Origin of the sequence: Cohnella caldifontis, assembly GCF_029360585.1 — a bacterium.
GTDB lineage: Bacteria > Bacillota > Bacilli > Paenibacillales > Paenibacillaceae > Cohnella > Cohnella caldifontis.
In genome coordinates, this window is sequence record NZ_JAQZSJ010000003.1 from 60,953 (window position 1) to 81,663 (window position 20,711).

Consider the following 20,711-nt stretch of genomic DNA (forward strand, 5'->3'; position numbering starts at 1 on the left):
ATACGTGCTACGTTACTTTAGACGCCAATCGCCCCGTCATTATGACGGGGGTTGGCGTTTTTTATCGAAGAATCGCCGCGATTCGACAAAACTTCTGCACGAATCGTGTAGTATAATAAGAGAAATTTAACCAGAACCTAGGAGGCCGCTGCATGCCGCAAGAGGTCATGAAGCCGATGGGAATCGGCAGAATGCTCGATTTAACTTTTCGATTGTATCGCAAGCATTTCTCGAAGCTGGTGCTGATCCTCCTGATCTGCTATGGTCCGTTCTACCTGGTGCAGGCGATGACGCAGGACCAAACGTCGGTACAATCGATCTTGGACATCCAAGGAATCGTGAATGATTCCTCCGGCGGCGCCGAGCCGATCATCTCCGAGGACAACGGCGGATATCAATGGGCCGTGGTCCTCACGGGTCTCCTATTTCTCGTCTTGACGCCGGTCGTATTGGCTTCGGTCGTGTTCCTCGTGCACGGCGTCCTGCAAGGCGAGGAGGCCCCGTCCGCGCTCCGGCTGCTTCGTCAGTCGTTGAAACGGTTCTGGGGGCTGCTCGGCAGTTCGATCGTATTCGGTTTGATTGTGCTCGGTCTGTTCTTGGTCGTCGTGATCGTGTTTACGATCGTCGGGGCGATCAGCAGCGTGAGCATTTTCGGAATGGGCGGCGGTTCGGCGGCGTCGGGCGCGTTCGCCGTCATCCTGATCGCCTTGCTCGTCATCGGAATCGTGCTGGGACTCTACTATTTCGTTTTCCGCTTCATGTATTACCTCCCGTTCGTGGCGTTCAAGGAAGCGTCGGTCGGCATCGGTAGCAGCTGGAGCTTGACGCGCAGAAGCTTCTGGAGGATGTTCGTGATGTTCTTCGTGCTGTTGCTGCTGATCTATCTGTTTAATCTCGTAGTCGTATCGCTTCTTCTGGTCGTGCCGATGAACAGCGTCCTCTTCGTCTTGCTGCAGGTGATCGTCACGTTGATCTCCGCGCCGATCGCGATCGTCGCCTACGCGGTCGGCTATCACGATCTGAAGGTACGCGACGGAATGGGATTGGAGCAGATGATCGGCCGGATCGCGCCGGGTCCGTCGGCAACCGAGCCGCAAGCCGAACAGCCGTGATGGCCGAACGGTCCGATTTCCTGGAGGACAAACGAAGGCTCGGCGAAATCCTGAGCCGGGACGAATATACGGCCTATCTGCAGGATCATGGAGGCCATGCCCGCCCGCATGCGAGCGTGTGGACGTGGCTGTGGGACAAGGCGGCCGGACTTTTTCCTTCCGCCCGATGGCCGGAGGGAGCGGCGAGCGCCGCGACGTACGCGCTGCTGGGCGCGGTGCTGATTGCGCTGTGCGGGGCGATTTATTGGTTTTCCCGGCAAGTCGCGTTCCAACGGGAAGCGAAGCGGCGCAAGGCGCTCGTCGGGCCGTCGGAGATCGCGATGACGTACGAGCAGTATGCGGCGATGGCGAAGCAAGCGAAATCGGAGGGACGGATCCGGGAGAGCATCCGTTGCTCGTTCCTGTCGCTGCTGTTCTTGATGGAGCACGAAGGTTGGATCCGGATCGAGAACTGGAAGACGGACTGGGATTACCGGGACGAGTTGGAACGGAACCGCGCGAATGCGGTTCCGCTGTTTCAGCGGAACGCCGTGCTGTTCGAGCGGGTTTGGTATGGCAACGAGCCCGCGGACGAGGACAGCTTTCTGGCGATTCAACGCGATATCGACGCTTTGGCCGCCGTAAGGGAGGCGAGATAGGATGGCGCCGATCCTTCGCTTGCTGAACGGAAACAAACATGCGATCGGGCTGGCGGTCTGCGTTGTGCTCTTCGTTGCGCTGGGACTGACGATGGTGAAGCCGGAGCCGGAACGGATGCCGCCTTACGTGTCGTTCTCCGCCGACGTCGACGGGACGAAAGGCGTCGCCGAGCTGCTTGGGGAGAAGGCGGCGCCGGTCCAAACATGGAGACGCCCGTGGCGAGAGCTGCCCGCGGGGACCGGACACGCGCTGCTGGCGGTCGAGCCGGGCGTCGCGGACGAGGGCGAGTGGACGAACCTGCTCGAGTGGGTGGAGCGGGGCAACGAGCTGCTTCTCTTCAGCCGGGTGATGGGCGAAGGAGAAGCCTTCCGGACGGAAGGGTCGTCCGCCAAGCCCGGAGTCGCCGTCGTCACGCGGGAGGATGGGGCAGAGGCTGCCGAATACCGGGCGGAAGTCGGGACGGAGCAGCGGATCGTGCCGGAAGACGGCGTGATCGAACTCATCCGCGACGCGAACGGGATCATCGCGGCGCGTAAAACGATCGGCAACGGTACGGTCATCGCGGCGGTAACGCCCGAATGGCTGACGAACGAGAACGTGCTGAGATACGATCATTTCGATCTCGTGTGGCCTTGGCTGGCCGATGACGGCAGCCGCGCCGCCCTGTGGGTGGATGAGTACCATCATGGTTACGAGGATGCGAGAGGGTTCCTGGCCGTTTTCCCGGCCTGGCTGACCGCTTCATGCGCCGCGCTGGCCGTCGCTCTGCTCTTGTGGCTGTGGCAGCGCGGCAAGCGCTTCGGCCCTGCGTATACGCCGCGGGCCTGGACGGTGCGCCGCGGCGACGAGACGCTGCGTGCGGTTGCCGCTTGGTACGAGCGGCGGGGCTTCCGCAACGAAGCACTCGCGCACCAGGCGCGCGCCCTGCGCCGGCTGCTGCTAACGCGCTGGGGGCTGCGGCCTGAAGCGTCGCCGGAGGAAGCGGCGATGGCGGCACGAAGCCGCCTGAGCGAAACGCAGGCGGCCCGACTTACGCGTCTGCTGCGGCATGCGCAGGCGCTCGATCGCGGCGAAGCCGCACCGGGCGCGTTCGCGGAACGCGCCCGTGAGTATAGCGAGATGATCGCGCTGCTGGAGAAGGAGTGAGCGTTGTGAGCGCAAGTATGGAACGGCTGCTGGACGCGATGGAACAGCGGCTGTACGGACAGAAGACGAACATCCGGCTGATGGCGGCGGCCCTGCTCGCGGGTGGGCACGTGCTGCTGGAAGGCGTGCCGGGACTCGGCAAGACGAAAATGGCCCGAACGCTCGCGGCCCTGATGGGGGGCGAGTATCGCCGGATTCAATTTACGCCGGATTTGATGCCCAGCGATATTACGGGCAGCGTCATCTTCCACATGAAGGAGAGCGAATTCCAAACCGTCCGCGGTCCGGTGTTCGCCAACATCGTGCTGGCCGACGAGATCAACCGCTCCGGCCCGAAAACCCAAGCGGCGCTGCTGGAAGCGATGGAGGAGCGTCAGGTCACGATCAACGGAACGACGCACCGGCTGCCGGAGCCGTTCCTTGTCGTAGCCACGCAAAATCCGCTCGAATACGAAGGCACGTATCCGTTGCCGGAAGCGCAGCTCGACCGGTTTCTGTTCAAGCTGACGCTCGATTATCCCGGCGAAGAGCAAGAACGGCAAATTTTGCGGGAGCACGTTCCCTTCGAGACGGAGCGGGAGCAAGCGGCCGTTCCGGCGCTGTCGCTCGAAGACATCCGGGAAGCCAAAGCGCGCGCGGCGGAAGTCGTCGCCAGCGATTCGATCATCGCTTACATTACGGCGGTGATCCGCAAAACCCGCGAATCCAAGCGGTTGCAGCTTGGAGCAAGCCCGCGCGCCGGGATCGCCGTCCTGAACGCAAGCAAAGCTTGGGCAGCGCTCGAAGGAAGAAACTACGTGACGCCGGACGACGTCAAGCTGGTTGCGCGCCCCGCGCTTCGACATCGGCTGCTGCTGACGCCGCAAGCGGAACTGGAGGGTGGAAACGGTGACCACGTCGTCCAAGAAACGCTCGCAGCCGTTCCGGTTCCTCGGTAAGCGGCTCGGCGACGAGTCCGTCGTTCCGACCCGGCGCCTTGTCGTCCTTGCGACTGCCGGTTCCGTTCTGATCGGGGCGGCTTATGCGCTGGGTTACGGCGTCCGTGCGTCGTGGAGTTTTTATCTGCTTCTGGCGGCGTTTAGCGCCGTCGACTGGCTGCTGCTGCCTGCGCGCGGGCGCTTCTCTGCCAGGCGGACGCTGCCGGAGACGGCGGACGTGCGCCAGTCCTTCAAGGTCAGGCTCGAGCTGAACAACCGTAAGGCGGGCCTTCCCTTGCATGTCGAGCTGGCCGACGACATTCCGATTGCTTTCACGGCGTATCGAACGCAGCGGGAGGAGGAGCAGGATATTCGGATTCCGCCAACCGTGCTTCGTGGACGAATGGAGGACGGCGCTGCCTGCTTCGAATACGAAACGGCGGGCCAGGAGCGGGGGTGCTATACGTTCGGAAGCATCATGCTTCGCTATTGGGGCGGAATCGGGCTGTGGAAGAAGCAGACGAGGCTGACCTGTCCCGGCGAAGTTCGAATCGTCCCCGATCTATCGCGGGTGCGCGGCGTTCTGGCTTCGGCGCAAGACTCGCTGGTGCTCGACGGAAGCAAGCTGGCGAAGCCGCACCTGGCCGGTTCGGACTTCGACTCGATCCGCAACTTCGCCCAGGGAGACGATCCGCGCAGGGTGAACTGGCGGGCGACGGCCCGAAGCGGGAAACTGATGACGAACATTCTCCGTCCCGAAAAAGGGAAGGTCGTCACGATATTGCTGGATTGCGGGAGGATGATGGGGGTCGAGCTCGAGCACCAGACGAAGCTGGACCGTACGCTGGAAGCCGCGCTCGTGCTGGCGGCGGCCGCTTTGAAACAAGGGGATTCCGTCGCGTTGCTCGCCTTCTCCGACCGAATCAAGACGTACGTCCCCCCGGGCCGGGGGCTTGCGCATCTGCATCAGCTCACGATGGCCGTTTACGACCTGAAATCGGATTTCGTCGAATCCGGGTTCGGCCTGGCTTTGTCCCATGTGTTGCGACAGATCAAGAAGCGTTCGTTCGTCGTGCTGTTTTCCGATATGGAAAGCTACTTGTACGATCAAGAGCTTCCCGTCTACGCGCGGCGGCTGCGCAAGAGCCATGTGCCGCTGCTCGTTTCTTTGAATGACCCGCTGCTGCACGAGTGGGCGCGCGCGGAGCCGGCGAATGAGCGGACCGCCTATATCCAGAGCCTGGCGCACAAGTTCCGCCTGGACCGCGGCGAATACGTCAGCCGCATGGCGGGTTCGGGCATTCGAGTCATGGACGTGCCGGCCGATCGGCTGGCGCTCAGTGCGGTCAATGAATACTTGAATTTGAAGGCGCGGAACGCCCTCTAATCGAACCATAGAAGCAATAGAGCGCGAGCAGAACCAGCGTCGCTCCGGCTACGGCGTACTTGACGCCGAGCGTCAGCTCGGAAGGCGTAACGTAGCCTTCGATGATGCCCGCGACGACGAGCAGCGGTATCGTGCCGAGCAGCAGTTGGACCGATTCCTTGGCAGCCTGAAGGAACTGGCGCTTGCGGGTGTAGGCGCCGGGAACGAAAAACCGATACCCCATGTACAGACCGGATCCGCCGGCAATGAAAATCGCCGCCAGCTCGATGACGCCGTGGGGCAAGATGTAGGCCCAGAAGACGTAACTCTTTCCGGCCTGCATGAAGACGGCGGCCAGCGCGCCGATGAGCAGGCCGTTATACGCAAGCAGATACAAGGTGCCGAATCCGAGCGTCACGCCGCTTACGAAGGCGAGCATGGCGACGCGGATGTTATTGATGAAGATTTCCGTCGAGACGAGAGGGCTGTGCAGATCGCCCCGCGGTTGGTCCGTGGCCGCGGGATCGATGGTGCCGGCGATGTGGGCGGGCAGCACCAGATGCATGTTGAGCGGATCCGCCCATACGGCCGCGAATCCGGCGATCATGCCGAGCAGAAACAGCGCCCCGGCTGCAAGAACGAACGGAAATCGTCGCCGGATCAGGGAAGGGAAGAGCACGCCGAAAAATTGCCGGACGCGGCTTGCCCCTTTCTCGTTTTGGCGGTACAGGACGTGATGCGCCCGGGCGACCAGATGGTTCAAGTACGTTGTCGTGGAGTCGCCGGGCCATTGCGTCCGCATCGCGGCCAGGTGCGCCGACGCGGATTTGTACAGCGCCGTCAAGCGGTCGATATCTTCCGCCCGAATCGGCCCGCGGACTTTGTCCAGCGCGCCCAGCAGGCGCTCCAGCTCGGACCAATCGTCTTTATATCGCTTGATTCGCTGCGCGGGATCCATCGCTACGACCTCCTGTTTGTTCAACATACTACCATAAGTTGCCGGAAACGAGGAGCTTAAGATGAATGTTTCGTGGGAGAAAGAAGTGTCCGTCGTCACCCCCGAGCAAGTCGAGCTGCAATTCCCGACGGCGGGGGTCGGAATGCGCGCCGTCGCGCAATTGATCGACACGCTGATACTGGGCGTGTTTTATATCGCGCTGGGGATCGCCTCCGTTCTCATCGGGGGCAGCGACTATGCGCAAGCGGCGCTTCTTATCGTCGGAGCGGTTGTCGGCGCGGGATATTACGTTTCCCTTGAATATTTCATGGGCGGCCAGACGCTCGGCAAGCGGGCGGTCCATATCCGCGTCGTCCAGGCGGACGGCCGGAACGCCGGACTGTTCGCGGTCCTCATTCGGAATCTGTTCCGCTTGCTCGATATGCTGCCGATCGGGTACTTCCTTGGCATGATCGTCGTGCTGTGCAGCTCCAGGGACCGAAGGATCGGGGATATGGTGGCGGGAACGATCGTCGTCGTCGAGAAGGAGAAGGAGCGGCTGAAGCTTCGCAAGAAGATCGACAAACGCATAGAGGAATGGCGAATGTCGTTGCCCCGCATGGAATTGGACGCGGAGAGCCGCCAAGCGATCGCTTATTCGGACTGGGAGCTGCTGGCCGCTTGGGCGGAGCGGCTGCCGTTCGTCCCGCGGGAGCGTCTCGCGGAACTCGCGCGGCCGATCGCTCGGCATTTCGCGGGCCGAGTCGGCCCCCGGCTCGCATCCATCGCGCCGAACGACACGGCGTTCCTGATCTGGCTGTACGAGCAGCTGCGCGACGAATGGGAAGTTTGATCCGGGGGCGGGACGAACCCTAAGTCAGCGGCGAAGAATCGGTGACATGCACGTCCGCCAGCACCGCCTGATCCTCGCCGGTGTACGCTTCGCGCAAGGCATCCTCCAACTCGTCGAGGTGCCGCACCTTGATGCCTTTAATCCCGAACGCGCGCGCCAGCAGGGAGAAGTCGGGGTTGGTGAGATCCACGCCATACGGCTGGATGCCGGCCTTGGCCATTTTGCTTTGTTCGGCGGCAAGCGTGCCGTTATTCGCGACGATGATTTTGATCGGCGTCTGATATTTCACGACCGTGGACAGCTCCATGGAGGTCATCAGGAAAGACCCGTCCCCCGCCAGCGCCGTGACTTCCTTGTTCGGGAAGTGCAATTTTGCCGATATGGCTCCGGGCAGCCCAAAGCCCATCGTGCGCCACTTTCCGGAGAAGAGGACCGACTGCCCCTGCGCGCGGAAGATCCGGTTAAACCAGATCGTATGGTCTCCGGTGTCCAGGGCGATGATTCCGTCGGGCGCGACGTACGTTTCCAAAGCGGCCATGAGCGCTTGCGGCGTGATGGTCCGGCCGCCGGGCCGGCGTTCCCGGTCCAGCCTGCGCATCAGGGCGGATTTGGTTTCCTTCACCTGGTTCAGCCATTCCGAACGATAGGTATGGGTGATTTTCGGAATCAGCAGACGGACAACCTCCGCGGCATCCCCGACGAGTCCGAACGTAATATCCTGCTGGGATTCGATGCTGCCGGGCGCCGTGTCGATCTTGATCACTCGCGTCTCTCGTGGCACATACGTGTCCGGATACCAATTCGCTCCGATGATCAGCAGGCAATCGGACAGCTTCAGAAGCTCGGCGCTTTCTTCGGTTCCCCCCACCCCGATTCCTCCGATATGCAATTCGTGATCCGCGGGGATCGTCCCCTTCGCCCCCAACGTTTCGATAATGCCCGCGCTTAATTTCTCGGCCAGTTCCCGGATCGGAACCGCCGCGTTTCTGGACCCTTGTCCGATGTAGACCATCGGTTTCCGGGCGGCATTTAACGCGTCTATGCAGAGGTCCATCTGAGACAGGTTTACCGGATAGGCGTGTTGCAGCAAGCCCGTAGGAGCACGCGCGGACCCATGGCAGGGGAGAGCCAGCACGTCTTTGGGGACGCTGATGTGGGCGACCCCTTGTTTCCGGATGGCTTCGATGATCGCTCGGTTCAGGACGGTGAGTGCGGCATCCGGATGCAATAGGGAAGCGGAAAATACGGCCAACGGACTGATCAGCTGCTGCTGCTCGACGTATTGTTTGGCTTCGGTGCCGACTTGGTCGGTTTTTACCTGGCCCGTAACGACCAGCATGGGAACCCGATCCGCCGCCGCATCGGCAACGCCGTTCAGCATATTGGCCAGTCCCGGGCCGCTGGTGCCGATGCAGGCTCCGATGCGGGACGTGCATTTTCCTTCCGCCGAGGCCATGAAAGCCGCGGCCGATTCATGGCGCGCGGCGATATACCGGATGGCGTCCTGATGCTGAAGCGCATCGAGCAGCGGGATGATCGCGTCCCCCGCCACGCCGTAAATATTTCGAATCCCCCACAGGGACATTTGGGATAAAATCACGCCGGCTACACTCGGAGATTTCGATTTCATGCGAACCGCAGCTCCCGTTGGAAAGTGATGTGATGGTAATTTGCCCCAACGGAAGTCTTTGTCATTCAAGCGAAGACTTTGAGCTTGAACTATGCTTTTTTGCGGGAAGTCGTCCGGGGGTGCGAGGAGAATCCCAAGATCGAGGAGATCCGCATCTTGGACTTGTACGGGGAAGGGTTCAACCCGGTACTGGTTTTTAACGCGGAAAAACGCAGGAGAGACATGCACGCCGACCCGGATCTCGCGCGATACCGCGAACTCGTGACATGGGCGGATAAACTCGTCTTTATTTATCCGCTCTTCTGGGGGCGCCCGCCGGCGATGCTGCTCGGATTCATCGACCGGATGTTTGCCGCGGGATTCGCCTACAGGGACAAGGGCGGACTTTTCCCGGAGGGACTTCTGAAGGGGAAATCGGTCGTCTGCGTCTCCACCATGAAAGGTCCGGCCCGTTATCCGTTGCTGTGGCTTCATAACGCCCACAAGATCATAATGCGGAGGGCGCTGTTCCGTTTCGTGGGCATCAAGAAAGTGAAGTTCTTCGAGTTCGGCCGAATGGAAAGCCCGAAAGGCAGGCAAAAGGAAAAGCTGCGCAAGGTTTATCGTTATTTCAGAACGGTCGCGCGATAGCGCCGAGTCGGGAAACTAAACTTCGATGCTCAGTTCTTTCGTTACGCCGAGGCTTTCCGAATGGTTATTTTCGGCCAATACGAGCTTGATCGTATTTTTGCCTTTCGGCATCTCGGGAAGAAGATAGGGAGACTCGTCCTTGATCGGACCTACCAATACGCCGTTCAGGTAAAGATGGATATGTCCTTCGCCTTCTGCCGGAGCTCCCTCATAATGTTCGCTGGAGAGCTTTAAATTCGTGCTGACTTTCAAGTAGTAGCCGTCTTTCTCTTTGGAAACCTCCGCATCCAGCGTGTATTTCGTTTCGGATTTCGTAGCGGGGTTGTCGGCAACGGCTTTTTCCGTCGGGTCGGATAGATGATCATGGGGAGAAGAGGATGCGCTAGGGAGAGAACGGCCTGCCGAACTGGCTTTGTCGTTCGAGCATCCGGCTGCCATCACGCACGTTAACGACAGCGACAATAGAATCAAGAGCCTTTTCACGAAAACGGTCACCTCGTCTGGTATAATGGATTTCTGGAGGATTCCTCCTCTGCAACCATTCTACTCGCCGCATTATTTTGCTTACATACGCCCGTGAAAGCGTTTGCGTCCTCTCACTTAGCCGATGAAAGGATTGGCGATTTCGGTGATCGATCATATCGACATGGAGATTATCCGGTGTTTGCGAAATAATTCAAGATTGCAATGGAAACAAATCGGGGAGATCGTCCATATGTCCGGGGTGGCCGTAGCCAACCGCATTCAACGGTTAGAGAAGTTAGGCGTCATAGAGGGTTATACGGTCCGTTTAAACGAAAAATTGCTCGGCAACATCTACTGCGTATTCGTCACCGTGATGATCAAGGACTATAAGCATACGAAGTTCCAGCAATTCATCCGGGAACACGATGAAATCAAAGAGGCCCACCGCGTAAGCGGCGAACCTTGTTTTATTTTGAAAGTCGAAGTGCCCGACCACAACCGGCTCTCGCAATTTTTAGACGAGATTCTGGCCTACGGCTATTATAAAATCAATATTTCGATCGGCCAGTTTAAGTAACCCCCTCCTATGCCGTTCCTTCGGAAGCATTTTCGCTCTCGGCCTTGACACGGCGTTATGTTGTAACTATGATGGTTACATCGGTGGTGATCCTGTGAAGCAGATCAGTACGCGCTTTTCGATCGCGGTGCATACCTTGTCCCTCATCGCGGTGAGCCCGCAGGATTGCACCGGGGACTTTATCGCAGGCAGCGTGAATACGAATCCCGTGGTGATCCGGAGAATCATGGGCATGCTGAAAAAAGCGGGGTTGGTGGACGTACGCCCAGGCGTCGGAGGCGCAACCTTGCTTAAAGCTCCCGACGAAATCACGCTTCTTGACGTCTACCGCGCCGTGAACGCGACGGAGGAGAATCGACTCTTCCGCATTCACGAGAAGCCGAATCCGGCTTGTCTGGTTGGCCGGAATATCGAGCAAGTCCTCCAAACGGAATTGAGGGACGCCCAGTCCGAGATGGAACGGAGGCTGGCGCAAACGACATTAGGCCGGCTGATCGCCAAATTCGAATAAAAGCTCCCAAGAGAGCTTTTATTTATAAAATGGTTGTAACAATTGTGGTTATAACATGAACCATTACAATCAGTGGGAGGAAACAACAATGAAAATTTTAGTGACCGGCGCAACCGGGAAACTCGGATCTAAGGTCGTGAACGCGTTGTTGAAAACCGTTCCGGCGAACCGGCTGGCGGTCAGCGTCCGCCAGCCGGATAAAGCGGAAGGCTTCCGCGCAAGAGGCGTCGAGGTTCGGCAAGGAGATTTCGATCGTCCGGAAACTTTGGATTCCGCCTTTGCCGGGGTTGACCGGATTTTGATCATTTCCGCGGACGGGGACAACGAGACGCGGATTCGTCAGCATACGAACGCGGTAGAAGCCGCAGCCCGCGCGAAAGTCCGATTCATCGCGTATACGAGCATCGCGAATGCAAGCGAAAGCAAGAACCCGATGGCTCCGCCCCATCAAGCCGCGGAGAAGGCGATCTTGAAAACGGGTATCCCGTATGCTTTCCTCCGGAACAATTGGTACCTGGAAAACGAGATTCCCAGCATGCAAGGCGTACTTGCCGGAGCGCCTTGGGTGACGTCCGCGGGTTCCGGCAAGGTAGGTTGGGCGCTTCAGCAAGATTATGCGGATGCGGCGGCAGCCGTGCTTACCGGAAACGGACATGAAAACAAGACTTACGAGTTGTCCGGCAAGCTGCTTACCCAGGAGCAATTGGCGTCTGCGCTCGGCGCGGTTTTGAATCGGGAAGTCGAGGTGCGGCAAGTCGACGATGCCGCCTATGCCGAGATCATGAAGAACGCCGGCGTACCGGACTTCGTCATCCCGATTCTCGTCGCGATTCAAGCAGGGATCCGGGAAGGAACGCTGGAGGTTGAAAGCGCCGATTTCGAGAAGGTGCTCGGCCGGCCGCTCACTCCCCTTCACGAAGCGATAAAGCAACTCATCCAAGCCGACTCCTAAAACGATCGCGGGGGCACTCCAAGAGTGCCCCCGTTTTCGATTCCCGGCTCAATTCTGCAGCGCCACACGCCTGCGGGACTTCCCGGCCGGGAACAGCGAGAACTGGATCGCCAACATGGCAAGCGTGATCAGCATCATCCCGGCCACGAGCGCCGAGGAGCTGCCGCCCGTCGCGTCGTGCAGCAAACCGAGAGCCAGCGGGCCGATGGCGCCGATCACGTAACCGAAGGATTGCGTCATGGCCGACCAATTGGCCGCCTCCTGGGCGTTGCCGGTGGCCTCGATCGGCATCATCAGGTTCAGCGGGAACAGGATGCCGGGGCCGAAGCCGATCAGGATGACGGCGAGCCAAGGGACGAGCGACAGCTCGAGCATCGTGAAACCGACGAGCAGGAAGGCGGAACCGGTCAGCAGCCAGACGAAGCGCGACGGAACCCTCTTCAGCAGCATCGGGAGGAGCAGTCCGACCGGCACTTGGGTGATCGAGAACAAGGTGAGCATGCCCGCGGCATAAGCTTTGCCGAAGCCCATCTCCTGCACGATCGGCGGCAGCCAGGCCGTCAAGGAATAGAAGAGCATGGCAAGAGCGCCGAACGACATCGTCAGCAGCCAGGCTTTCCCGTTGCGCCACGCCGACTTCGAACCTGACGACGCGATGGCGGAGACGCTTTCCTGCCGCGAAGACGCCCGCTGGGCGGTCAAGCGCCAGAACGCGTAGGCGACGAGCGCGAGCAGAGACCAGACCGCCAAGGAATTTTGCCAAGCGTGCAGCCCGGCTTGCAGCGGAATGGACATTCCCGAGGCGGCCGTCGCCCCGATGGCGAGCGCCGCGGTATACAGGGAGATCATGGCCGGGACGCGGGTTGGAAAGCGGCTCTTGATAAAGCCGGAGAGCAGCGGGCCGACCGCCGCGATGCCGACGCCGGCCACGAACGCGGTGAGCAGCATCATGAGGCCGGAATGGGTCGCGATCCGCATCGCGTTGCCCAATCCGATTACGGCCAGCGACCAGCCGATGACGCGCTCGATGCCCAACCGGCGTCCGAGCCGAGCAGCCAGAGGCGAGAAGATCCCCATGCACAGGACGGGGATCGAGGTCAGCAGGCTGGCCGCGAAGGCGCTCATGCCAAGATCGCCGCGGATGGCTTGCAGAAGCGGGGACACGGAATTGATCGCGGGCCGCAAGTTCAAGGATGCCAGGAATAACGCGATACCCATGAAGAGGGAAGCGTGGTTTCGCATGATCATCTCTCCTCGCCGGTGGAATTGAACCCATCATATTCCATATGTGACCATTGATCAATTCAATGAAAACAATAATAATGATTTTTATAACAAATGATTAAGCGAGGAGAGCCACCCCGGATGGAAATTCGGCATTTGGAGTATTTCATCGCCGTCTGCGAGGAACTGCACTTCTCCCGGGCGGCCGACAAGCTAGGGATTTCCCAGCCGAATCTCAGCCTCCAGATCAAAGCGCTGGAGGAGGAAATCGGCGCTCCGTTATTCGACCGGATCGGGAAGCGGATCGTGAGGACGCTGGCGGGAGACGTGCTCTACAGGCACAGCCGCACTCTGCTGACCCATTTGCAGAATGCCTACGACGAGCTGGCCGAGCTGCGGCATCATGAAGGAGGGCGGCTGACGATCGGCGTGCTGCCTTCGGAGCTGGATTTTCGGCTGCCCCCGCTGTTCGTCGAGTTCCATCAGCGGTTTCCGAAGGTCGCCTTGCGGATGATATCCTCGATCGACATCGCGAAGCTGGTGCTCGATACGACGATCGACATCGGAATCGGGCTCGCCCCGCTGCCGGACGACCGCCTGACCGTGCTTCCGCTGCAACGGGAGGAATACGGCCTCGTCGTATCCGAACGGCATCCTCTCGCCCGCCGGGAATCGGTGTCGATCGCCGAGCTGAAGGACTTGCCGATCGTCCTCTATCCCTCGGATTTCTGGGGGAGAGGGCTGGTGAACGACGTGTGCCGGAAACACGGGTTCGAACTGAACGTGATCGTCGAAACGACCTCGAATCCGTCCCTGTTCCGGTTCGTCGCGGCGAATATCGGGGCCACCGTGCAGACCGTCCATCTGGTTCGGTCCGTCGGCGACCCGTCGCTTCGGTTCATTCCGATCCATGACGACCCCCCGTTCCGGCAGATGGGGATCCTCTACCGCTCCGACAAATACCTCATTCCCGCCGCGAGAACGTTCATCCAATCCGCCACGCAGCTCTTGTCCGCCGACCCGACCACCTAGCGGTTCCGGCTTTTGCGGCGCAACCGGAGGTTGCGAGGCCGCGCAACCAACGCGTTCTTTACAACCGCAAGCGGTTGATCCGATACTGACTCTATCCAAAAGGAAAGGCAGTTGACGCCATGGTATTCGGGGAGAAGTTGAAGGCGGAAAGAACGAAGATGGGCTGGTCGCAAGAAGAATTAGCCGGGAAGCTGTTCGTCAGCCGACAGTCGGTTTCCAAATGGGAGAACGGCCAGAACTACCCGAGCATCGAAATCCTGTTCAAAATCAGCGACCTCTTCGGCATTTCCCTCGATGAATTATTAAGAAGCGATGAGGAGTTGACGAAAAAGGTGATACAGGACAGCAGACGATTGGCTTATCCTCGGTTGAAATTTCTTTTCGACGTCATCTTTCTGCTTGGAGTCGCGCTCTTGGCGATGAAACTCGGCGTGCTTCTGTTGAACCGGACGACGTCGTTGGACGTTAATTTATACGGCGGAAAGTTTCTGTGGAATTTCGGACCGTTGATTCTGATGGTGGGCGCGGGGATCGGTTCCAACGTGCTCAAAGATCGATATCAAAAGGAGTAATCATTCTCATGAAACGACTCGTGCTCGGGGTACTCCTGTTCCTAACGGCGGGATGCAGCCACTTCTCCAACGTTTCCTCGCCCGAATCGCCGCCTGCAACCACCTCGACGCCGGCGGCGGAAACAACGACTCCGGCTGCCGTCGCGCCGGTCCGGGAATCCCCCGAGGTTGGCCGGACTCCCCAACCTCAAGTAAAAGAAATCGCCGATCAGTCCTTTGATACGACCTTGGATTCCTGGGGTAAAGTCCGCTTCGTGTCGGCCGAGCAAACGAATGAGGATGGGCGCACGGAACTGCTGCTTTCCTTGCAAGATTCGCATAAAAACGTTCTGTACACGTTTCCGAAACCGAAGCTTACGGAAGGGTGGCAATTGGATTCCGTCAAAGCGGTATCGTTTCAAGACGTGAATCAGGACGGCCGCAAAGACGTGCTCGTGCTGGCCGATTACTTTACCGGAGCGGGTGAGGAGGGGGTCGTGCCCTTTACGGCTGCGACGACATTCCTTCAGGGGAATCAAGAATTCATCTCCGATACGGAGTCGGATGACGACCTTTATTCCTCCGGCAATGTCTCGACGGTCAAAGACGTAACGGCTTACTACAAGGCGAAGTCTTTCCGAGTCCGATTATGCCGACAAGCGCTTGCCGCCGACATGACGGAGGAGGATATCGTCCACGCGTATTACGATGAGAGCGAAAAGCTGGGGTACGACGCCTCAGAAGCGGGGCAAGACGCGATGTTCGCTGAAATCGGGAGCTGCTTCGAACAGGAGACGGACCGGCTGCTGGCCCGGAACGGCGAATTGGATTCCAAAGCGACGGAAGTATAGAAGGTGCTAGCCGACGCCATTGGCCATCTTTCCACGATCGATTATATCCGCAATGGCGGCGGAACGATGTGGGGGCATAACGGAAACCGTGAGATCGGATGGTATCACTATTACGTGTACCGGTATGTGCAGATGAAGCTGGACGGCGCGGCAACCGCCCCGCAAGCATACGACCAGCTGGCCGAAAAACTGGATGCTCGGATGGCAGCCTTGAAGAAGCAGGGCGCACAAGGGATGGACGCGTTCGCCGAGCCTGAGGAAATCGAAAAGGCAGCGAAGGACTTGGAGGACGAATATGCAGGCTTAGCGGCTGATGTTCAAGCCTTCAAAAAACTAACCGATGAAAAGGACCAGGCTTGCGTCCTCTTATTGGATCGATTGACGCTGAGGGTGGCCGATTCCGTCGATTCTCCCAGGGATTGAGCCGATAAAGAGAAGCCAAAAACAGAACCGGCAAAATGCCGGTTCTGTTTTTGCAATCTCTATTGCACGCGCAAATGCGACGTGGTATGATAAATCAGTCTATCTTCATAAAAATGCCTGTGTGTAGCATCATAACAATTATCTTCACTATTATCTTATCACACGTGCAAGCGGATTGTCAAACATGATTTTGCTTCTGAATTCAGGTCCGAAAAAGGAGCGTGCCGGGTGAGATGTTGAACGCGAACGATTGGCAGCAGGAACGGGAGCGGTTGGCGAAGGTGACGGAAAGGCTCCGCTCGCAAATCGCCGAGCTGGAACCGGAGGTGTCCGGGCTCCGCGGCCAGGTGACCGAATTTCGCAAGCGGTTCTGGGAGGAAGTGACGGTCAACGCCAGCACGTTCGAAGATTTCGAAGAAACGTTCTACAGCATCAAACAGCAGGAAGCGCTGTTGTCCGAACGGGAACGCAGCCATCGGCAACGTCTGCAGCGTTATAAAAACATGAAACGGATGCTGCCGTCCCCCTACTTCGGGCGTATCGACTTCCGAGAGGATGGTCTGGGCTCCCGCGAGCAAATTTACATCGGAGTCTCGTCCTTGGTCGACGAGGACGGCATGGACTTTCTGGTGTACGACTGGCGGACTCCGATCGCCAGCATGTATTACGACTATTCCCCGGGGAAAGCCGATTATGATACGCCTGCCGGACGGATTTCGGGGGAGATGCTGCTGAAGCGGCAATACCAGATCCGGGAGGGCGAGCTCCGGAACGTATTCGATACGAGCGTGACGATCGGCGACGAATTGCTTCAGCAAGTGCTCGGAAAAGGCGCGGATTCGCAAATGAGGAGCATCGTGGCGACCATCCAGAAAGAGCAGAACGCCATCATTCGCGACGATAAGAGCCGGATGCTCGTCGTCCAAGGGGCGGCCGGCAGCGGCAAAACATCCGCGGCCTTGCAGCGGGCCGCGTACTTGCTGTATAAGCACCGCGAGCGTCTCAAGGCGGACCAGATCGTTCTGTTCTCCCCGAACCCGATGTTTAACAGCTACGTATCCACCGTCCTGCCCGAGCTCGGCGAGGAGAACATGCAGCAGACGACCTTTCAGGAGTATTTGTCGTATTGGCTGGGTTCCAAGCTGCGCCTGGAGGATCCGTTCGACCAGATCGAATACGTGCTGACGGCGGGAGCGGCGCCGGAGTATGAAGCCCGGTTGGCGGGGATTCGATATAAGGCGTCGGAAGCCTTCCTGCAAGCCCTCCAAAACTATGCGAAGCGGCTGGAGAAGAAGGGGATGAGGTTCCGCGCCATCCGTTTCCGGGACCGCGATTTGATTACCGCCGAGCAAATGGAATCGCGATTCTACGGCTTTGACCCGTCCATCTCCCTGGCCAATCGCGTCGGCTTGCTTCGCGAGTGGCTGCTCAAGGAACTGGCCGTGCTGGAGCGCCAAGAGCAAGAGGCGACCTGGGTACAAGACGAGCTTGATTATCTCGACAACGAGCAGTATGCCGAAGCTTACCGGGTTCTGCTCAAGAAATACCGGCGGGAAGAGGCGCTGTTCGATTTTACCCAACCTTATGTCGATGCGCTCGGAGAGTCCCCCGAGAACATGCTGGGGGAGGGGGAAGCGTTCGACTTCGCCGGGCAGGAAGAAGAGTTGCTGCGCCAGTTCATCGTCAAAGAGAGCTTCAAACCGCTCCGGCGGGACGTAAAGCGGCTCGCGTTCGTCGATGGGATCGGATTGTACGATCAACTGTTCGGGGATGCCGTCTCGTATCGGGAAATGACGGACGGAGCCGAAGTGCCCGAACGATGGCCGGAAATCTGCCGCCAGACGAAGGAGGCGCTGAGCAAGCTGGAACTGCTGTACGAGGATGCGACCCCGTTTTTGTTTCTTCAGGAACTATTCGAAGGCGCCCGGACGAACACGGTGGTGCGGCATGTATTCGTCGACGAAGGCCAAGATTATTCGCCGTTCCAGTACGCGTTCCTCAAGAAGCTGTTCCCCCGCGCCCGCATGACGGTGCTCGGCGATTTCAACCAGGCGATTTTCGTTCAAGCGACGAATTTGCGGGAAGCGGGTTCCCCGTTGCTTCGCCTTTACGGCGAAGACGAGACGAATTTGATCCGGTTGGTCCGCAGCTATCGTTCGACCCGCGAGATCGTGGAGTTCACGAAGCCGCTGCTGCCGGGCGGCGAGGAAATCGTCCCCTTCGACAGAAGCGGCGAAAAGCCGCTCCTCACGATGGCGGACAGCGTTGAACAAAGGGCGGCGCGGATCGTAGAGGATTTGGCGGCGCTCATGGCGGAAGGGATGGACTCGATCGCCGTCATAACGAAAACCGCGGCAGAAAGCCAGGAGGCTTACGAAACGTTGAAAGCCCAAGGCTTCGAGGGGTTGCGGCTGATCACGAAGGAGACGCTCGTCTTCGAGAAAGGAACGGTGGTGATCCCGGCCTATCTCGCCAAAGGCGTGGAATTCGATGCGGTGCTGATCTACGACGCGTCTTCCCTCGCGTACAACCGGGAAAGCGAGCGCAAGCTGTTTTACACGGCCTGCACGCGCGCCATGCATCGCCTTCGGCTCTACTCGGCCGGGGAATGGACGCCTTTCATGTCGGGGGTGGATTCCGGCTTATACAGGGTTAGGCCGTAAAATGAATTGAAAGCGAAGCGGATTTTGAAGTAAGGTGAGAGTAGGCAACGGAGAACGGTACCGATTTCGATCTCACTTTAGAGGAGTCTATTCCATGTATTTTTACTTCATTATCGCGGCTTCCATTGTCATCGACGTCGCGACGAAAACCGCGATCCGCGCGAATCTGGATCTTGGCGAGACAACGGAGCTTTGGGGCGTCGTGCCGCTGATCAACCTGGAGAATCACGGAACGTCCGGCAATCTGTTTCACGGATACGGAAGATGGCTCGCTTTGTTGGTCTTGATCCTTGCGGCCGTTGCGTTCTACCTGCGAAGCAAGGGCAAATTCCGGACGCCGCCCATGCAGGCGGGCTTGGCGCTTGTCATCGGAGGGGCGATCGGCAACGCGATCGATCGCGTCGTCTACAACCGGGTCACGGATTTCCTGCATTTCTCGGACCAGGCCACGATGAATTTCGCGGATATATGGGTCTACTCCGGCGTGATCGTTCTCGTCGTCGCGCAGATCGTTCAGGCATTCAAGCCGCCGTCGAAGGCGAGGAAGGGAGCGGACCTCACATGACGGAGCCTGCGATTCAACCGGCAGCGGCGTATGACGAGAAGAAAGAGAAGGCAAGGAAGTACAAAATTCTCAATCAGCTCGCCCGGAAAGGGCAGACGGTCCTCGTCGGCTCCTCGCTGATGGAGTTTTTCCCGATCCACGAGCTGATGCAGACGCTGGGGCACTCATCCTGCATCTATAACCGCGGGATCGCCGGCTATGTGACGACCGAGCTGTTGGCGTCGATGGAGGAATGCATTTTCGAGCTGGAGCCTTCCAAAATATTCATCAACATCGGCACCAACGACATCAGCGCGCCCGATTACCGGGTGGAGCGCCTGCTTGCGAATTACGACGAGATTTTGACCCGGATTGCCGAGCGGCTGCCGGAGTGCCGGGTGTTCGTCATGGCTTATTACCCCGTGAATGCCAAGGCGGTGTTTCCTTTCGTGGACCGGGCGGCCATGGAAGAGGTATTCCGGAGACGGACGAACGAGGCGATCCGGGAAGCGAACGAAGCGATCGAGCGGCTGGCATCCAAGCACGGCTATCCTTTCATTGACGTCAACGAGGGGCTCGTAGATTCGGAGGGGAATTTGAACGAAGAATTCGCCATCGACGGCATCCACATGTTCGCCAACGGGTACGCCGTGATTTTACGCAATTTGCTCGAATACCTGGAATCGGAGACGGGCGGATGAGGGATCGGAAGATCGAATGGGCGGCTTTTCAACGATCGCATGTCGAAGCGGCGGCAAAACTGACATCGGCCTTCAAAACCGCGGAACAGGCCGAACGGGCGATCGAGGGTGTATGGGAGCGGGAGAACGTCAGCGGGATCGCGGCTTTCCGCGATTCCGAGCTGGTCGGTTATCTGATCGGCAGGCTGGAGACGGATAAAGCCCGCGGGCGCCATACTTGGGTCGATTATGCCGGAGCCGCGATCGCGGCCGGAGAGAGCTCCGAGCTCTATCGGGAGATGTACGCGGCGATCGCCTCCGATTGGGTGGCGAACGGCTCGTTCCGGCATTACGTTCTCGTTCCGAGCGGCGACGAGGCGGCTGTCGACGGTTGGCTCCGGCTGGGGTTTGCCTATGAACAAGTCCACGCGGTTCAGACGATTCCCGCCGTTCAGCTGCCGGAATTTGCGGATCCTGCCGTTCGGATTCGGCTGGCCGGGCCGGAAGACGAGCCGGCGGTACGAAAAATTTCAACCTTGATCATGGAACATCAAGCGGGGGCTCCGGTATGGGCTCCGGCTTTCGGCGAGGATCGCGCGAAATTCCAGGAGGGGTACGTTCAACTGATCAAGGATCCTTCCGCTTATTTCTGGGTGGCCGCTCGAGAGGAAGAAATTTTAGGATTTCAGGCGTTTTACCCTCCTGACAACCTGGATATCGACAGGATGTTCCCCGGATCTTGCATCTGTCTTGGAGTCGGAGCGACCGTTCCGGAGGCGCGGGGACAAGGGATTGGGGCTGCCCTCGTCAAACACGGCTTGGACCGTGCGCGCAGAGAGGGATTTACGAACTGCATCGCGGATTGGAGAATGACGAATGTAGAGGCTTCGCGATTCTGGCCCAAGCAAGGATTCACGCCTTATGCGTATCGCCTCGTTCGGTACGTCGATCCCCGGATTGCCTGGGCAGACGGGAAAGCATGAAAAAAGCGGTTGAGCAGATTTCCTG

Annotated in this window: 22 protein-coding genes; 18 read left to right on the plus strand and 4 right to left on the minus strand. The window is 59.0% G+C overall.

Annotated elements, in window-relative coordinates; translation table 11 throughout:
- Nucleotides 1–152 precede the first annotated feature (152 nt).
- From PTZ19_RS06005 to PTZ19_RS06025, 5 genes are read left to right on the plus strand one after another with little or no spacing between them, the layout of a single operon-like run.
- Nucleotides 153–1,112, plus strand: coding sequence for a hypothetical protein (locus PTZ19_RS06005; protein ID WP_276353057.1), 960 nt, complete (start codon nt 153–155; stop codon nt 1,110–1,112).
- Nucleotides 1,112–1,750, plus strand: coding sequence for a DUF4129 domain-containing protein (locus PTZ19_RS06010; RefSeq protein WP_276353059.1), 639 nt, complete (start codon nt 1,112–1,114; stop codon nt 1,748–1,750). Before PTZ19_RS06005 ends, PTZ19_RS06010 begins: the two co-directional genes overlap by 1 nt.
- A 1-nt stretch (nt 1,751) precedes the next feature.
- Nucleotides 1,752–2,897, plus strand: coding sequence for a DUF4350 domain-containing protein (locus PTZ19_RS06015; RefSeq protein WP_276353062.1), 1,146 nt, complete (start codon nt 1,752–1,754; stop codon nt 2,895–2,897).
- Between the two features lie 17 nt (nt 2,898–2,914).
- Nucleotides 2,915–3,835, plus strand: a complete 921-nt coding sequence (locus tag PTZ19_RS06020; protein WP_276353682.1) for an AAA family ATPase — start codon at nt 2,915–2,917, stop codon at nt 3,833–3,835.
- Nucleotides 3,786–5,201, plus strand: coding sequence for a DUF58 domain-containing protein (locus tag PTZ19_RS06025; RefSeq protein WP_276353064.1), 1,416 nt, complete (start codon nt 3,786–3,788; stop codon nt 5,199–5,201). The genes PTZ19_RS06020 and PTZ19_RS06025 overlap by 50 nt, the downstream gene beginning before the upstream one ends.
- Here PTZ19_RS06025 and PTZ19_RS06030 read toward each other — a convergent pair.
- A complete protein-coding gene (locus tag PTZ19_RS06030; RefSeq protein WP_276353067.1) occupies nt 5,161–6,138 on the minus strand; it encodes a stage II sporulation protein M in 978 nt (325 codons plus the stop codon). The genes PTZ19_RS06025 and PTZ19_RS06030 overlap by 41 nt on opposite strands.
- A gap of 61 nt (nt 6,139–6,199) precedes the next feature.
- On the opposite strand from PTZ19_RS06030, the gene PTZ19_RS06035 reads away from it, so the two are divergent.
- Nucleotides 6,200–6,970, plus strand: coding sequence for an RDD family protein (locus tag PTZ19_RS06035; RefSeq protein WP_276353069.1), 771 nt, complete (start codon nt 6,200–6,202; stop codon nt 6,968–6,970).
- A gap of 19 nt (nt 6,971–6,989) precedes the next feature.
- Here PTZ19_RS06035 and PTZ19_RS06040 read toward each other — a convergent pair whose 3' ends face one another.
- Nucleotides 6,990–8,600 carry a thiamine pyrophosphate-binding protein gene (locus PTZ19_RS06040; protein WP_276353071.1) on the minus strand — a complete coding sequence of 537 codons (1,611 nt, stop codon included), beginning with the start codon at nt 8,598–8,600 and terminating at the stop codon, nt 6,990–6,992.
- A gap of 63 nt (nt 8,601–8,663) precedes the next feature.
- Here PTZ19_RS06040 and PTZ19_RS06045 point away from each other — a divergent pair, with 63 nt between their 5' ends.
- Entirely contained in the window at nt 8,664–9,230 is a 567-nt protein-coding gene (locus tag PTZ19_RS06045; RefSeq protein ID WP_339329312.1) for an NAD(P)H-dependent oxidoreductase, read from the plus strand.
- 15 nt (nt 9,231–9,245) lie between these two features.
- Here PTZ19_RS06045 and PTZ19_RS06050 read toward each other — a convergent pair whose 3' ends face one another.
- On the minus strand, nt 9,246–9,713 hold the full coding sequence (locus PTZ19_RS06050; RefSeq protein ID WP_276353075.1) for a hypothetical protein: 468 nt from the start codon (nt 9,711–9,713) through the stop codon (nt 9,246–9,248).
- 124 nt (nt 9,714–9,837) lie between these two features.
- Between PTZ19_RS06050 and PTZ19_RS06055 the strand changes: the two genes are divergently transcribed.
- The 3 genes from PTZ19_RS06055 (at nt 9,838) to PTZ19_RS06065 (ending at nt 11,735) form a co-directional block, all read left to right on the plus strand.
- Nucleotides 9,838–10,272 (plus strand): Lrp/AsnC family transcriptional regulator, encoded by a 435-nt coding sequence (locus tag PTZ19_RS06055; protein WP_276353078.1) that lies wholly within the window; start codon nt 9,838–9,840, stop codon nt 10,270–10,272.
- Between the two features lie 94 nt (nt 10,273–10,366).
- Complete coding sequence (locus PTZ19_RS06060) at nt 10,367–10,783, plus strand: Rrf2 family transcriptional regulator (RefSeq protein WP_276353080.1); 417 nt, start codon at nt 10,367–10,369, stop codon at nt 10,781–10,783.
- An 88-nt stretch (nt 10,784–10,871) separates the two neighbouring features.
- Nucleotides 10,872–11,735, plus strand: coding sequence for an SDR family oxidoreductase (locus PTZ19_RS06065; protein ID WP_276353082.1), 864 nt, complete (start codon nt 10,872–10,874; stop codon nt 11,733–11,735).
- 48 nt (nt 11,736–11,783) lie between these two features.
- Here the strand turns inward: PTZ19_RS06065 and PTZ19_RS06070 are convergent, their stop codons facing one another.
- On the minus strand, nt 11,784–12,977 hold the full coding sequence (locus PTZ19_RS06070; RefSeq protein ID WP_276353083.1) for an MFS transporter: 1,194 nt from the start codon (nt 12,975–12,977) through the stop codon (nt 11,784–11,786).
- Between the two features lie 123 nt (nt 12,978–13,100).
- On the opposite strand from PTZ19_RS06070, the gene PTZ19_RS06075 reads away from it, so the two are divergent.
- From PTZ19_RS06075 to PTZ19_RS06110, 8 genes are all read left to right on the plus strand, one after another.
- Nucleotides 13,101–13,991 (plus strand): LysR family transcriptional regulator, encoded by an 891-nt coding sequence (locus PTZ19_RS06075; RefSeq protein ID WP_276353084.1) that lies wholly within the window; start codon nt 13,101–13,103, stop codon nt 13,989–13,991.
- A gap of 119 nt (nt 13,992–14,110) precedes the next feature.
- The gene (locus tag PTZ19_RS06080) at nt 14,111–14,563 is read left to right on the plus strand and encodes a helix-turn-helix domain-containing protein (protein ID WP_276353085.1); all 453 of its coding nucleotides are present in this window, start codon (nt 14,111–14,113) and stop codon (nt 14,561–14,563) included.
- Nucleotides 14,564–14,571: 8 nt separating this feature from the next.
- Nucleotides 14,572–15,393, plus strand: a complete 822-nt coding sequence (locus PTZ19_RS06085; protein ID WP_276353087.1) for an FG-GAP repeat domain-containing protein — start codon at nt 14,572–14,574, stop codon at nt 15,391–15,393.
- A gap of 3 nt (nt 15,394–15,396) precedes the next feature.
- Nucleotides 15,397–15,816, plus strand: a complete 420-nt coding sequence (locus tag PTZ19_RS06090; protein WP_276353088.1) for a hypothetical protein — start codon at nt 15,397–15,399, stop codon at nt 15,814–15,816.
- 233 nt (nt 15,817–16,049) lie between these two features.
- A complete protein-coding gene (gene helD / locus PTZ19_RS06095; protein ID WP_276353089.1) occupies nt 16,050–18,479 on the plus strand; it encodes an RNA polymerase recycling motor HelD in 2,430 nt (809 codons plus the stop codon).
- 94 nt (nt 18,480–18,573) lie between these two features.
- Nucleotides 18,574–19,044 carry a signal peptidase II gene (gene lspA, locus PTZ19_RS06100; protein ID WP_276353091.1) on the plus strand — a complete coding sequence of 157 codons (471 nt, stop codon included), beginning with the start codon at nt 18,574–18,576 and terminating at the stop codon, nt 19,042–19,044.
- Nucleotides 19,041–19,724, plus strand: coding sequence for a GDSL-type esterase/lipase family protein (locus PTZ19_RS06105; RefSeq protein WP_276353093.1), 684 nt, complete (start codon nt 19,041–19,043; stop codon nt 19,722–19,724). The genes lspA and PTZ19_RS06105 overlap by 4 nt, the downstream gene beginning before the upstream one ends.
- Entirely contained in the window at nt 19,721–20,686 is a 966-nt protein-coding gene (locus PTZ19_RS06110) for a GNAT family N-acetyltransferase (protein WP_276353094.1), read from the plus strand. The genes PTZ19_RS06105 and PTZ19_RS06110 overlap by 4 nt, the downstream gene beginning before the upstream one ends.
- Nucleotides 20,687–20,711: the final 25 nt, after the last annotated feature.